At 67.8% G+C, this 13,462-nt stretch carries 11 protein-coding genes; 9 read left to right on the top strand and 2 right to left on the bottom strand.

What is annotated here, in order from left to right:
• Positions 1 to 2 precede the first annotated feature (2 nt).
• Both UAJ10_RS23410 and UAJ10_RS23405 read right to left on the bottom strand, forming a co-directional pair.
• Positions 3 to 1,973: a GMC family oxidoreductase gene (locus UAJ10_RS23410; RefSeq protein ID WP_322917661.1), complete on the bottom strand. Its 1,971-nt coding sequence runs from the start codon at positions 1,971 to 1,973 to the stop codon at positions 3 to 5.
• Positions 1,974 to 2,064: 91 nt separating this feature from the next.
• On the bottom strand, positions 2,065 to 4,581 hold the full coding sequence (locus UAJ10_RS23405; RefSeq protein WP_322917660.1) for a hypothetical protein: 2,517 nt from the start codon (positions 4,579 to 4,581) through the stop codon (positions 2,065 to 2,067).
• 283 nt (positions 4,582 to 4,864) lie between these two features.
• Between UAJ10_RS23405 and UAJ10_RS23400 the strand changes: the two genes are divergently transcribed.
• From UAJ10_RS23400 to UAJ10_RS23360, 9 genes are all read left to right on the top strand, one after another.
• A complete protein-coding gene (locus UAJ10_RS23400) occupies positions 4,865 to 6,055 on the top strand; it encodes a hypothetical protein (RefSeq protein ID WP_322917659.1) in 1,191 nt (396 codons plus the stop codon).
• Complete coding sequence (locus UAJ10_RS23395; RefSeq protein ID WP_322917658.1) at positions 6,055 to 6,912, top strand: DUF4198 domain-containing protein; 858 nt, start codon at positions 6,055 to 6,057, stop codon at positions 6,910 to 6,912. The genes UAJ10_RS23400 and UAJ10_RS23395 overlap by 1 nt, the downstream gene beginning before the upstream one ends.
• Positions 6,909 to 8,027, top strand: coding sequence for a HupE/UreJ family protein (locus UAJ10_RS23390; RefSeq protein ID WP_322917657.1), 1,119 nt, complete (start codon positions 6,909 to 6,911; stop codon positions 8,025 to 8,027). Before UAJ10_RS23395 ends, UAJ10_RS23390 begins: the two co-directional genes overlap by 4 nt.
• A 154-nt stretch (positions 8,028 to 8,181) precedes the next feature.
• Complete coding sequence (gene hexR, locus UAJ10_RS23385; RefSeq protein WP_322917656.1) at positions 8,182 to 9,024, top strand: transcriptional regulator HexR; 843 nt, start codon at positions 8,182 to 8,184, stop codon at positions 9,022 to 9,024.
• A gap of 2 nt (positions 9,025 to 9,026) precedes the next feature.
• Entirely contained in the window at positions 9,027 to 9,725 is a 699-nt protein-coding gene (locus UAJ10_RS23380) for a YbhB/YbcL family Raf kinase inhibitor-like protein (RefSeq protein ID WP_322917655.1), read from the top strand.
• A gap of 67 nt (positions 9,726 to 9,792) precedes the next feature.
• Positions 9,793 to 10,485, top strand: coding sequence for a molybdenum cofactor guanylyltransferase MobA (gene mobA, locus UAJ10_RS23375; protein WP_322917654.1), 693 nt, complete (start codon positions 9,793 to 9,795; stop codon positions 10,483 to 10,485).
• Between the two features lie 98 nt (positions 10,486 to 10,583).
• Positions 10,584 to 11,627, top strand: a complete 1,044-nt coding sequence (locus UAJ10_RS23370; protein WP_322917653.1) for a M4 family metallopeptidase — start codon at positions 10,584 to 10,586, stop codon at positions 11,625 to 11,627.
• 14 nt (positions 11,628 to 11,641) lie between these two features.
• Positions 11,642 to 11,989, top strand: a complete 348-nt coding sequence (locus UAJ10_RS23365; protein ID WP_322917652.1) for a protealysin inhibitor emfourin — start codon at positions 11,642 to 11,644, stop codon at positions 11,987 to 11,989.
• A gap of 289 nt (positions 11,990 to 12,278) precedes the next feature.
• Positions 12,279 to 13,388 (top strand): hypothetical protein, encoded by a 1,110-nt coding sequence (locus UAJ10_RS23360; RefSeq protein WP_322917651.1) that lies wholly within the window; start codon positions 12,279 to 12,281, stop codon positions 13,386 to 13,388.
• The last annotated feature ends 74 nt before the right edge of the window (positions 13,389 to 13,462 follow it).

Below are 13,462 nucleotides of genomic sequence, written 5' to 3'. Positions count from 1 at the left end.
TCTCACGCCCGCGCCTGATGGCGGCGGTTCGGCTGGCAACGGGTCTGCTCGATGATCACCTCGGCCGCCTTCTCGCCGATCATGTAGACGGCGCTGACGATGAAGTAGCCGGGGATGCGCGGGAAAACGGAGGCGTCCACCACCCGCAAACCCTTGACCCCGTGGACGCGGAAATCGCTGGACAGCACGCCACCCCCCGTGGCGCTGCCGATGGCGCAGGTGCAGGAGGCGTGGTGGCCCCAGGCATGGGTCCGCACGAAGCGCTTCAGCTCCTCATCCGTCTGCACAGCGGGCCCCGGCAGCAGTTCCTGCTTGGCGATGCCCTGGTCGTACAGTTGCTTGGTGACGGCGCGCACGAAGCGGATGCCCTCCACCACGCTGTCCAGGTCCTCGCCCGACTTGTCGGTCCCTTCCTCGAAGTAATGGAAATTGATGTAGGGGGTGTCGCGCGGGTCGGCCGACCGCAGGGTCACCTCGCCGCCGCGGTTCAGCGTGTGGGCCTTCAGCACCGCCCAGGTCAGCATGTTCAGGTGCTCCGGGAACAGGCTGGAATAGCCGGGGAAGTAGCCGCGGAATTCACCCAGCAGGCCGAAGCAGAACAGGTCGGGCATGGGCCGCTCGGGTGCTGAGCGCTTGGTGACGGCCAGCACGGCGCCGTTGGTGGTGTAGACGCCCTCGCGCTTTTCCTTCCATTGCTGGTACTGGGGATCGCCGGCGGCGAACTTGGCGCCTTTCAGCACCTCCCAGTCCGTGGTCATCTCGTTGACGACGCCGACCTCGTACCGGTCCTGCAGGTTGCGGCCCACGCCGGGGCTGTCGACCCGCACCGGGATGTTGAATTTCGCCAGTGTTTCTTTGGGCCCGATGCCCGACAGCATCAGCAGTTGCGGCGTGTTGAAGGCGCCGCCGGACAGGATGACCTCATGCTTGGCGTAGACGGCGCGTTTTTCCCCACCCGTACCCTGGGCGAAGGAGGCGGAATACAGCTTCTCCCCCTTCTCGTATTCCACGCCGATGGCGCGCGGCTCGCCCCCCAGCGGCCCGTCTGTGGACTCATCGAACAGGACGCGGGTGACCAGGGCGTCAAGTTCGATATGCAGCCGGTCGGGATGCTTCTCGGCCACCTCCAGCAGGCGCTCGCGCGTGCCGGTGCGGGCATGGTTGCGGTTGGACAGGGGGACGTACCGCAGGCCGAATGCGTCCGCGTCCACCAGACGAACGTCGTTCGCGTCCCCCTCCCCCTCCAGCAGCCATTCGAAACCCTGGTCGGGATTGGGGTCGCGTTGCAGCACGGCCTTGGCGCAATCCAGCAAGCCCTGGATCAGGGGCTTGTCGCCTAGCGCCTGCAGCGGGATGGCCTTCTGGGTGTGCAGCCAGCCACGGAAGCCGTGGCCCGACGGATTGATCAGGCCGAGGCTCAGCCAGTACAGCAGGCGGTAGAACCAACGGTAGTGACAGTTCTCCAGCTTGCGGAACAGCCGCCGCATGGCCTTTGGGTGCCAGCTGATATCGCCCGTCAGGTCGGCGATGAACTGCCAGTCCTCGTTGTTGGGATAGATGATGATCTGGGCGTTGTGCGCCGTGCAGCCGCCCAGCGTGCCAGCGCGGGGGTAGAGGACGCCATCGACCGGCCGCCCGTTAGGCGGTGGATATACCGGCACATACTTGGGATCGGAAGTCTGCACCGCCTGGTCGCTGTAGTGGCGCACGAAAAAATCCCAGCGCATGCCTGTGTTTTCCGAGGCGAAGGCATGGAGTACCGGTACGTCGTAATCGTCCGGCAAACGGTTCTCGTTCGGATAATAGGGATCGCCGCCATGGGATTTGCGCGGGTCCCCGCCCGCCTCCAGCACCAGCACCGTGTACCCGGCCTCCGCCAGGCGCGCCGCCACCGTGCCGCCGCCGGCGCCGGAACCGACGACAATGAAATCGTAGTGAGCGGATTGGGCGGATGCCCCATTTATGTCTGCCATAGCCTATCCCCCGTGCCTGGCCCGTGGAAATGCCGCCCCCTCGCCGCCGGCCGCGCGGCTGCGCGGCGGGCGGTCGACAGGGGGACGGTGGTCAGAAGGTCTTCAGGAACTCGATCAGCGCGTTCTTGTCGTCATCGTTGAGCGCCGTCGTCTCGGTCGTGAAGCTGGTGCCGAAGTAGTGGCCGCGGTTGACCTCGAAATCCGGGCACTTGCTGAAGTCCAGCAGCGGCTTCCGCAGGTTGGCGAAGGCCTTGCGCGCCTCTTCGTCCGTGGCGTTCTTGGGCAGCCGCGCCAAGTCATGGGTCGCCTGCTTCAGGAATTGCAGCAGCTGGACGTAGCGGGGCAGGTTTTCCGCCAGGGTCGCGTCGTCCTTGTACAGCTCGGTGTTGGACAGGATGTTGACCGGCGTATCCTTGGGGATGGGACCGACCATCAGGTCGCCATCGCCGAAGATGCTGGGCAGCCAGCGGTGCAGCGGACTGAGCAGCGGCTTGAGGAAGCCGGGCAGGAAGCCGCCGGGCACCACCAGGTAGCTGCCAACGCTGGTGCGGTCGATGAAGAATACGCCCTTGTCGCCCAGCAGCTTGTCGTGCGGACGGGTCTCGGGCCACAGCATCTGCTTGATCGAAACCTTGAAGGACTGCACGCGCCCGTCGACCGACGGGTCCAGCAGGTAGGCCGGATAGGGCTTCTTGCCGTTCAGATAATCCTCGGAGTAGGCGGAGCCCTCCGGCCAGCCCACCGAGTTGTTCACCAAGTAGGGCGCCGTGGACCACAGGGCCACCAGCGAGGGCACACGGGTGTAGCCGCGGCCGCCAGCCGGCATGACGTAGTCCTTCTCCTCACCGGTGAAGGGGTCATGGATCTTGATGGTGCCGACGGACGGCAGTTGCTTGTACGAGGTGGAGGAGAAGTTGTCCCAGATGTTGCCGGCAATGGCGTTGGTGGCCAGCGGGCTGCAGGCGTTGGTCTGCAACAGGGTCACCGGGACGCGCATGTCGGTGGACAGGTAGTTCCCTTCCAGGAAATCCGGGGCCTTCACCAGCGCCTTCATCTGTTCCTTGAACTCGGGCGTGTTCACCCACGCCCAGTACTTGTCCCAGCAGACCAGATAGTTGGGACCGTTGCAGGTCTTGAAGTCGATATCCTTGGGCACCGGCGGCTGCTTGCTGGAATGGCAGCCGGCGCAGGTTTCGGCGAACACCTCCTTGCCCCGGTCCAGCTGGGCATCGGTCGCGGTCATGTACTTCTTGCCGCCCGGCGCGTCGGCCAGCTTGTGGCCCTTCTGGATATCCTTGTTCAGGAAGTATTTGGCCAGGTCGAGGGTCTGCGCCTCCGTCGCTTGCCAGTAGCTGGAGTTCTTGCGGCCCACCTCGATCTGGATGGCCGTGTTGGGCACGCCGCCGAACAGCGGATTGAAGTGGCGCAGCCATTCCTCGCTGAACAGGCCGATGTTGATGTAGACGCGGTTCAGCGCCCCCTGAACGCCCACGCTGTCGGAACCGTCCTTCAGGACGTGCGGCGTGGCGACGGTGGTGCCGTTGAGGTCGCCCTTGAGGAACTCGTTGTTCAGCTCAGGCCCGCTCAGCGTCTCCAGTCCCCGCTCCTTGCCCAGGTTCATACGGGCCGACAGCTCATAGACGGCGTTCATGGTGCGGGGGTTGTTGATGTAGTCGGTGGAAACCAGCGAGGTGTCCAGCGCGCCGGGGCGCGAGGTGTGCACCAGCTGGATCAGGTAGTTCTGCTCGTTCTTCTTCCACTGGGCCGAACCCAGCTTGCCGTAGTTCCAGCCGAAGATGCGGTCGATCCAGAAGTATTGGGCGCCGACCACGGCGCTCATGTTTTCCCACTTCGGGTTTTCCGGGTCGGCCGGGGGATTGGTCGGGCTGGGACCCACATGGCAGAAACCGCAGGCCATGCCCACGCGGTAGGGGCGGACCAGGTTCTTGTCGTTATAGTAATCCGGATCCTCGTAATACTTCTTGGCGTCCCAATGCTTCTTCGCCTTTTCGTCGAAGTCGGGGTTGGGGAACAGACGCAAGCCGACGATGCCCGTGGGATAACCGTAGTAGGAGCCCACGGGGAACTTCTCGCCGTCCAGCAGGGTGCCACGCGCGCCAATCTTGACGCCGGGGTATTTCTTCTCATTGGCGAAGGGGTCGTCGGGGCAGTTGGGATCGTTCTTCACCCGCTGGTCCAACCACAGGCCGAACTGATCCTTCGACGGCTCCGTGGGCTCCACGAAGCAGGGCTCGTTCATCAGGCCCAGCTGCTCGAACCGGTTGTGGCGGCCGAAGGGCAGGGTCTTGTGGCTGGAGATGGTCTTCAGCAGATCGAAGTTGCCGAAGGCGCTGTTGGTGATGATGTCCCAGAAGCGGTCGTTGCCGCCGGTCCACACGATCCAGTTGTTGCGGCCGATGACCTCGTCCTGGGTCAGCTTGGCGCCGCCGTCCATGTCCTTGAAGTAATCCTCGTCCGCGGCCGGGAAGGTGTCGGCGGCCCGGCCGGCCTTCATGGCCTCATCCTTCACCTGCTTGTCACCGCAGCCAGACAGCAGCAGCCCCACCGTCAACAGGGTCGCAATGACCCCAAAGCCGATCCGCGCCATACCCCACCTCGCGCCCTGAAAGGTTGTTCGTTGGTCTGGACATTATATCTCAAGCGAACTAGTCTCAAGCCAAAGATACAACCTACAGGAAATATATCTCGCGTTATTAAGCCGTTTATCTCGAATTGAGAACAAGGCATCCACCCCTTAAGTGTAATGGATGCACCTAGTACGAGATATGCCTTTCGGCCAAGCGCGACCTGTGGACCGGCTTCATTACCTGTTTCCAATCAATGGGTTATGGCGCAGCACACGAACCTGACGGGGCTGACGGAGGAAGACGATGGGGCGCATCTTCAACAGGGCCACGGGCCTGAACACATTTGGAAAAGCGCTGTCGCTGGCGCGGATGGCGGGGCTCGCGCTGGTTGTGGGCCTGGGGCTCGCGACGCCACAACCGTCGCGCGCATCGGACCATGCCGACCCCACGAACCTGACCGATCCGACGGCCAACATCACGGATCTGTTCTTCTACCCCGACGGGGACGACATGATCCTGATCTTCGACGTCAACCGCGCCCTGCTGGCGCCCAAGCCGTACGACCTGGCGCCCTATGACTATGAGATCCACATGGACCTCACCACGCCGCTGTCCTTCCAGGACCCGGTCATCCGCGCCCGCTACGGCGGCACGGTGCTGGTGCCCGACCAGATCCATCCCGACGTCACCATCAAGGTGAAGCTGCAGAACGACGTGACGGTGGAGAGCGTCACCTACACGGGGCTGAAGGACACCGACAAGATCAAGACCTACTTCGGCGTGCGCGATGATCCCTTCGTCTTCCCGCGCTTCTTCAAGAAGAACGTCATCGCCATGGTGATGCGCATTCCCAAGAGCGCGTTCCCGGCGGACCAGCACGATTTCATCCTGTGGGGCACCACGGCCAAGGACGGGAAGGAGATCGACCACGTCGGGCGGTCCATCCGCACCCAGCTGCCACGCTTCGGTTTCATCAACACGATGCCGCCCAAGGACCAGCTGAAGGCGCTGATGGCGCGCAAGGCCAAGCTGGACAACGTCTACAACTACCTGCACAGCGCCAAGGAATGGTGGGCGATCGCGGCGGCCGACTTCCTGCAGTTCACCCTGCAGCTGCGGCCCTACGACCTGCAGCCCGACGTCATGATCTATACCGACCGCTTCCCGGTCGGTTACCCCAACGGCCGCCTGCTGACCGACGACGTGGTGGCCCAGACCTGCGCCTTCGGCGACTGCCTGCTGCAGGAGATTTCCTTCATCGAGGGGCCCTGGCCGCGCGCCACGGTGAACGACAAGCCCTTCTCCGCCGAGTGGCCCTATCTGGCGCCGCAATGGCCGGACCAGACGCCCGCGCCATCCAACGCCCACAGCGTCCTGCCCTGGGTCATCCTGGGCGTGATCGTGCTGCTGCTGGTCAGCTGGGGGATCGTGGAGATCATCCGCCTGCTGCTCCGGCACCTGCTGCGCTGGTGGTGGCGCCGGGTCGATGCCTGATGCTCGCGTTGCGCGGGGCGCTGATCGGCCTGGCGGCCGCGTGCTGGGCCGCCGGCGCCCTGGTTGCCGCCTGCGGCTCCGCCTGGGCGCATGATTTCTGGATCGAGCCGTCCACCTTCCGCCCCGGTCCCGGCACCGCCGTGGCCGTGGGCCTGCGGGTGGGGGAGAATTTCATCGGCGATCCCGTGCCCCGCACCGCCAGCCTGATCGACCGCTTCTTCGTCCGCCAAGCGGGGGAGGAACAGGCGGTGGGCGGCGCCGACAACATCGACCCGGCCGGCTTCCTGCGCGCCGACGGCCGGGCCACCGCCCTGGTCGGCTACACCGGCGGCGGCAGCTATATCGAGCTGCCGGCCGACCGCTTCACCGCCTACCTGCGCCAGTACGGTTTGGACGGCATCGTGGCGGAGCGGGAACGGCTGGGGGAAAGCGCCCAGCCGGGGCGGGAATGCTTCTACCGCTATGCCAAGTCCCTGCTGGCGGGGGCGAGGGCCGACCCGGCCGTCACCCGGCCCCTGGGCTTCACCTATGAGGTCGTGCCCGATGCCGACCCCACGACGGGCGGCCCCGGCCCGGTGCGAGGCCACGTGCTGTTCCAGGGCCGGCCGGTGGCGGGGGCGGTGGTCACGGCGCACCTGCAGGGCCAGCCGGCCATGCGCCTGGCCACCCGCAGCGATGCCCAGGGCGCCTTCGCCTTTCCCCTGCCCCAGGGGGGCGTCTGGCTGATCCGCTCGGTGCACATGGTGCGGGCGGGGACGCTGGCCCATTGGCTGCACCATCGCGACTGGGAAAGCCACTGGGCCTCGCTGACCTTCGACTGGCCGGGCCCCGCCGGCCTGGCCGGCGCGCAGCCATGAGGGCCTGGCTGCGCATCCTGGCGCTGTGCCTGGGTGCCATGACGGGCGCGCCGGGCGCCCGGGCGCACGAGATCGGCACCACCCAGGTGCAACTGACGCTCGGGCCGGGCGACACCTGGTCCGCCACCATCACCACCGCCCCCACCGCCCTGGTGAACAAGCTGGAGGCGGCGGCCGGCCAGGCGCTGAGCCGCGACCTGACGGCGGAGCGGGTGCTGGCCGCACTGCCCGCCTACACCGCCGCCATCGCCGCCCAGGTGGATCTCAGGGCCGACGGCGCCGCCCAACCCGCCACGGTGGCGGTGGAGCGGGTGGAGATGCCCAGCGACGTCACCCTGCCGGCCTTCGTCGTGCTGCGCGCCGACGGCCCCCTGCCGCCCGGAACCCACGCCGTCACCTGGCGTTACGGCCTGGTCTACAGCACCTATGGCGTGGTCTTCACCGATGCCGCCGGCGGCGCCCCGCAAACCCGGTGGCTTGAAGGCGACGCCGCCAGCCCGCCCTTCGCCCTGGCCGCCAACGCCGCCGCCGTTTCCCTGCCGCAACTGGCGGCGCAGTACCTGCAGCTGGGCTTCCTGCACATCCTGCCCGAGGGGCTGGACCACATCCTGTTCGTCCTGGGCATCTTCCTGCTGACCACGCGCCTGCGGTCCATCCTGGTGCAGGTCACGGCCTTCACCCTGGCCCATTCCGTCACCCTGGGCCTGACCATGTATGGCGTGATCAGCCTGCCCTCGCGCGTGGTGGAGCCGCTGATCGCCCTGTCGGTCGCCTACGTGGCGGTGGAGAACATCATGACGGCGCGGCTGACGCCCTGGCGCCCGCTGGTGGTGTTCGCCTTCGGCCTGCTGCACGGCATGGGCTTCGCCGGGGCCCTGGCCGACCTGCACCTGGCCCGGCGCGACGTCATCCCGGCCCTGGTCAGCTTCAACGTCGGCATCGAGCTGGCGCAGCTGTCCATCATCGCCGCCGCCTATGCCGCCGTTGCCCTCGTGTGCGCTTCAGGGGGGCGCAAGGACAAGCCCTGGTACCGCCGCCGCGTGGTCATCCCCGCCTCCTCCCTCATCGCCGCCACCGGCCTGTTCTGGACGGTGCAGCGCGTGGCGGGATTTTAGCCCTTATGGAACCCCCTTATGGAACCGGTGCCACGGCGCGCGTGACACGGCCGCATAATTTCCGGTAATTTCACTACAAACGGGGAGGAACGGCGCCGCCCGTGGCGCGCCCGGTTCCTTCACCACGTCATCGGCAGGGTCGGGGGTTAGCTTCATGCTGGGTCGCATACGCGGGATGATGGACGGTCTGCGTCCGTCGGAACGCAAGATCGCGGAAATCGTCCTGAAGCGGCCGCACGCCGTCGTCACCGCCTCGGTGGCGGAGGTGGCGCGCGAGGCCGACGTCAGCCAGCCCACGGTGGTGCGCTTCTGCCGGTCCATCGGCTGCAGCGGCTATCAGGATTTCAAGCTGCGCCTGGCGCAGGACCTGGCCACGGGCACGCCCTTCGTCGACGCCGACCTGATGCCCGACGACCCGGTGGCGGAGGTGGCGGCCAAGGTCATCGGCCGCGCCATCAGCGCCTTTTCCCGCATGCGCAACCAGCTGAACGCGGAAAACCTGAGCCGGGCCGTGGACATCCTGGCCGCCGCCCGGCGCATCGAGATCTACGGCTTCGGCGCCTCCGGCATCGTGGCGCAAGACGCGCAGAACAAGTTCTTCCGCCTGGGCGTGCCCGTCATCGCCCACAGCGACGTGCATGTGCAGGCCATGGCGGCCAGCATCCTGGGGCCCGACGGCGCCGTCATCGCCATATCCCACACCGGCCGCACGCGCGAACTGCTGCGCTCCGTCGACCTGGCGCTGGACGGCGGCGCGCCGGTGGTGGCCATCACCTCGGGCGGGTCGCCGCTGGCGGAGCGGGCCACCGTGCCCCTGCTGGTGGACGTGGATGAGGACACCAGCATCTACACCCCGCGCACCTCGCGCCTGTCGCACCTGGCCGTCATCGACGTGCTGCAGGTGGCGGTGGCCCTGCGCCAGGGCACGGCCCTGGGTGAGAACCTGGCCCGGGTGAAGCGCCCCTTGCGCGAACGGCGCATGACGGAGCGGGTGTGAGCATGGGGCGCCGGCGGGTCCTGGGCATCACCCTGGCCACGGGCTTGGCCGCCGGGCTGGCGGCGGGGACCGCGCAGGCCGGCATGTGGCTGAGCAGCCCGGACCTGGCGGCCGACGGCACGCTGACCGCCCCCCAAGCCTGGGATCGCGACGGCTGTGGTGGCAAGAACATCTCCCCCGCCCTGCGCTGGGGCGGGGAGGCGCCGACGACCAAGAGCTTCGCCCTGATCATCATGGACGCGGACGTCAAGAAGGGCTTCCGCCACTGGATGGTGTTCAACATCCCGGCCGGCGTGCACAGCCTGGCCGCCGGCGCCGGGGCGGCCGATGGCAAGGCCCTGCCCAAGGGCGCGGTGCAGGCGCTGAACGACTTCGGCCCCAAGGGCTATGGCGGCCCCTGCCCGCCACCGGGCCAAACCCACCGCTATGTCTTCACCCTTTACGCCCTGAACAAGGACACGCTGGACCTGAACCCGGACCAGCCGGCGGGCGCCCTGGAATCGCTGGTCCTGACCCACGCGCTGGACAAGGGCCGCCTGCTGGCCAAGTCCCCCCGCTTCGAGGCGGCGCCGGAAAAGGCGGCGGAAAAGGCCAAGCCGGTGGACGCGAAACCGGCGCCCAAGGCGGAACCGGCGAAGCCCGAGGCCAAACCCGAGCCGGGAAAGGCGCCGGAGCCGGCACCGGGAGACACCCCGAAATGAGCCCGGCCCTGGACGACCCGATGGGGACGGCTGCCACCGCCACCGGCTTCCGCGCGCCTTACATTCCGTGAGCGGAACGATCCACATCCTGGGCCTGATCCTGGCCGGCGGCGTGGCCCGCCGCTTCGGCGGCGATGAGGTCCGGGTGGTGGACAAGGCGCGCCTGACGCTGGCCGGCCGCCCGCTGCTGGCCCATGTGCGCGAGCGCCTGGCCCCCCAGGTGTCGGCCCTGGCGCTGAACGCCAATGGCGACCCCGACCGCTATCGCGACACCGGCCTGCCCATCCTGGCCGACAGCGTGGCGGGACATCCCGGGCCGCTGGCGGGCGTGTTGGCGGGGCTGGACCACGCCGGCGCCCAACGCGGCTACACCCACGTGCTGAGCGTGCCGGCCGACTGCCCCTTCCTGCCCCTGGATTTGGCCGCGCGCCTGGCGGACGCGGTGGCGCCAAATGGGGCGGCGCCAAACGTGGGGGCGCCAAACGGGGGGGCGCCAGGCGGGGTGGCCTGCGCCACCTCGGGCGGGCGGCGGCACCCGGTGGTGGCGCTGTGGCCCGTGGGCCTGGCCGCCCGCCTGCGCCAGGCGCTGGTGAGGGAGGATCTGCGCAAGGTCGACGCCTTCCTGGCGCGCCAGCCCTTGGCCCTGGTGGACTTCCCGGCCCAGCCGGTCGACCCCTTCTTCAACGTCAACACCCCCGCCGACCTGGACGCGGCGGCGGCCTTTCTCTCCAAGGGATTAGCCCCCCCGATGCAGGCATAGGGCCGATCCCGGCGTGGATATGTCCTTGGCGGCTATTCCGGCATCGCGCGCGCGGTGCCACGCTGGTGCCCCCGATCCCGCGCTGAAAGGCCCGCCCCATGTGCCAGCACGCCGGCTGCCCCCCGCATGTCTGCTTCATCATCCCGCCGCACATGATGGAGCATGTGGCGACCAACGCCAGCGATCCGACGATGCGCAAGCGGGCCCTGCACAACCTCTATCACCAGGGGCAGCTGCGCGGCATGCGCGCCAGCATGAACCAGTTCGCCTTCGCGGGCCTGGGCACCGGCACCAAGCAGCGCACCGTCTATGACGCCCAGCACGGCGGCGACCTGCCCGGCGCCCTGGTGCGGTCGGAGGGGCAGCCGGACGGCCAGGACGTGGCCGTCAACGAGGCCTACGCCTACGCCGGCCAGACCTATGATTTCTATCTGGAGGTGATGAAGCGCAATTCCGTGGACGACAAGGGCATGCGCCTGGATTCCACGGTGCACTACAGCACCGACTACGACAACGCCTTCTGGAACGGCCAGCAGATGGTCTATGGCGACGGGGATGGTGAGATCTTCGACCGTTTCACCAAGTGCCTGGACGTCATCGGCCATGAGCTGACCCATGGCGTCACCCAGTTCACCGCCGGGCTGACCTATTCCAGCCAGTCGGGCGCCCTGAACGAATCCTTTTCCGACGTCTTCGGATCGCTGATCAAGCAGTACGCCGCCGGCGACACGGCGGATACGGCCGACTGGCTGATCGGCGAGGGCCTGCTGATCCCCAAGGCCGGCACCAACCGCACGGCCCTGCGGTCCCTGAAGGCGCCCGGCACCGCCTATGACGACCCCACCCTGGGCAAGGACCCGCAGCCGGCCACCATGAAGGACTATTACAGCGGCTCCGACGACAACTACGGCGTCCACATCAATTCCGGCATTCCCAACCACGCCTTCTACCTGGCCGCCACCGCCCTGGGCGGCAAGGCCTGGGAAACGGCGGGCCTGATCTGGTACGAGGCCCTGACCACCCGCCTGCAGCTGTGGTCGGAGTTCAAGGACGCCGCCGCCGCGACGCGCGAGGTGGCGGGAAAATACGGCGCCGCCGCCACCAAGGCGGTGGACGACGCATGGACGGCCGTGGGCCTTTGACCCATGCTGACGCCATGAGCACCGACCAGGCCGCAGCCCCACCCGTCCTCATCGAATGCCAGCGCCAGGGCGGCGTGGCCTTCCCCCTGCGCCGGCCCAAGATCAGCGTGGAGGTGGCGGGCCTGGACGCGGCCGACCGCCAGGCCCTGCTGCGCCTGGTGCAGGCGGCCGAGCTCGCGTCCCAGCCCACCGCCTTCCCCGGCCCCGGCCACCCCGACGCCCTGGAAACCCAGCTGACCGTGGCCTGGCCCAGCCACAGCGCCACCATCCGCTTCCGCGACGGCGACGGCCATCCCGCCCCACTGGACGATCTGGCGGCCTGGGTGCTGCGACATAATCGGACAGGGCAGGAGAAGAAATAGCTGCGACACACGCCATAGGTTGCGCCACCCTCCCCGTTAACCATACCCTATCCGCAACCAAGGGAAACGGGGGGTGAGCATGGGTCGGTGGCAGCGGCACTTGGCGATTTTGGCAGCGGCTTGGGCCGCAGGCGTTTCGTCGGCGATGGCACAGCAGTCCGCACCAAAAGAAAGCGCCCCCGCTGCTGTTGATCTGCCCTTTGAACGGCAAGATCGCCTGGCAGCTGGCGACTTCGTCGGCGAAATCCATGTCTATGAGGCGGCTGCCGCGCAGGAGACAAACTCCGACATGATAAACCAGGGCCTGGCAACCCAATATGCCCAGTTGGGCCGGCCCGATTTGGCCTGGGTCGCCTGGAAGCGCCGGGGCCGCAAAGACTGTGACGAAGCCGCCCAGGGCATTGCCGCCGATCCGTTGGAGACCCTGCTGTCCCGGGCGCGGGAGCGCCGGGTGGTGATGATCAATGAAAACCATATCGCCCCCGCCTCGCGCGCCTTTTGGCTGGCGGCGCTGCCCCGACTGCGCCAGATGGGCTTCACCCATGTGGCCATGGAGGCGCTTTCCATGGACGGGGGCGACGTGAAGGCCGGGGAGGTGCGCGAGCACTGGATCCTTGAAGGGAAGCCCGTCTTCGCCCCCTATCTCAGCGAACCGACCTTCGCCGCCGTCGTCCGCACGACCATGGCCCTGGGCTTCGACCTTGTTCCCTATGACGATATGGACGTCATGAGCAACGACCCTGATTTGGGAACGGCGTCGCGGGAGCGGGTGGAGGCGGCGCGCCTGGCGGACAGCTTGGCCCGCATGCCGCCGGATGGCAAGCTGGTGGTGCTCGCCGGCTGGGCGCATGTCGACAAGGGTCTGCACGAGGGCGTTCCCTGGATGGCGGAAGCTTTCAAGCAGCGGACTGGCATCGACCCGCTGACGGTGGACACGACCGCCTGCCAGCGCCCGGACGCGGCCTCCCCCGCCACCACCTATCTCAATCCGGACGGCAGTGCCCGCATCACCTCATCCCATGTCGGCCGCGTCGATCTGCAGGTTCACATGCCCCAGGCGATGGGCACCGATCCGGTGGCCGCCGCCAGCGTGTCCCGCCGCGCCCTGGGCCAGCCCGTGGCCATCCCACCGGCCCTAGTGCCCAAGGACGGCGACGGCGTGGTGGAGGCGCGCAAACCCGGTCAAGCCGCCGACACCGCCCCCTATGACCGCCTGTTCCTGCGGCCGGGCGAGGTGCTGCCCCTGTACCTGCCGCCGGGCCGTTATGTCCTGACCCTTCGTGGTGACGGCGGCGGCATCCTGGCCACCGCCCCCATCACCGTGCCCGGGCCGTCCGGGCGGCAGGTGTCCGCCACCGAATTATCACAGGCAACCAACAGGGTAGCGCGCACGCGGTAGGTTGCCGCCGCCGCCGTTCCCCGGCATGCTCGGCGCCATCACCAAGGGTGGTGGACTGGGGCCCAGCCACTTAC

The sequence above is a fragment of the Nitrospirillum guaranorum genome (assembly GCF_034653275.1).
Classification (GTDB): Bacteria; Pseudomonadota; Alphaproteobacteria; order Azospirillales; family Azospirillaceae; genus Nitrospirillum.
Note: the sequence above shows the minus strand (reverse complement) of the source record. Positions and strands in the feature narration are given on the sequence as shown.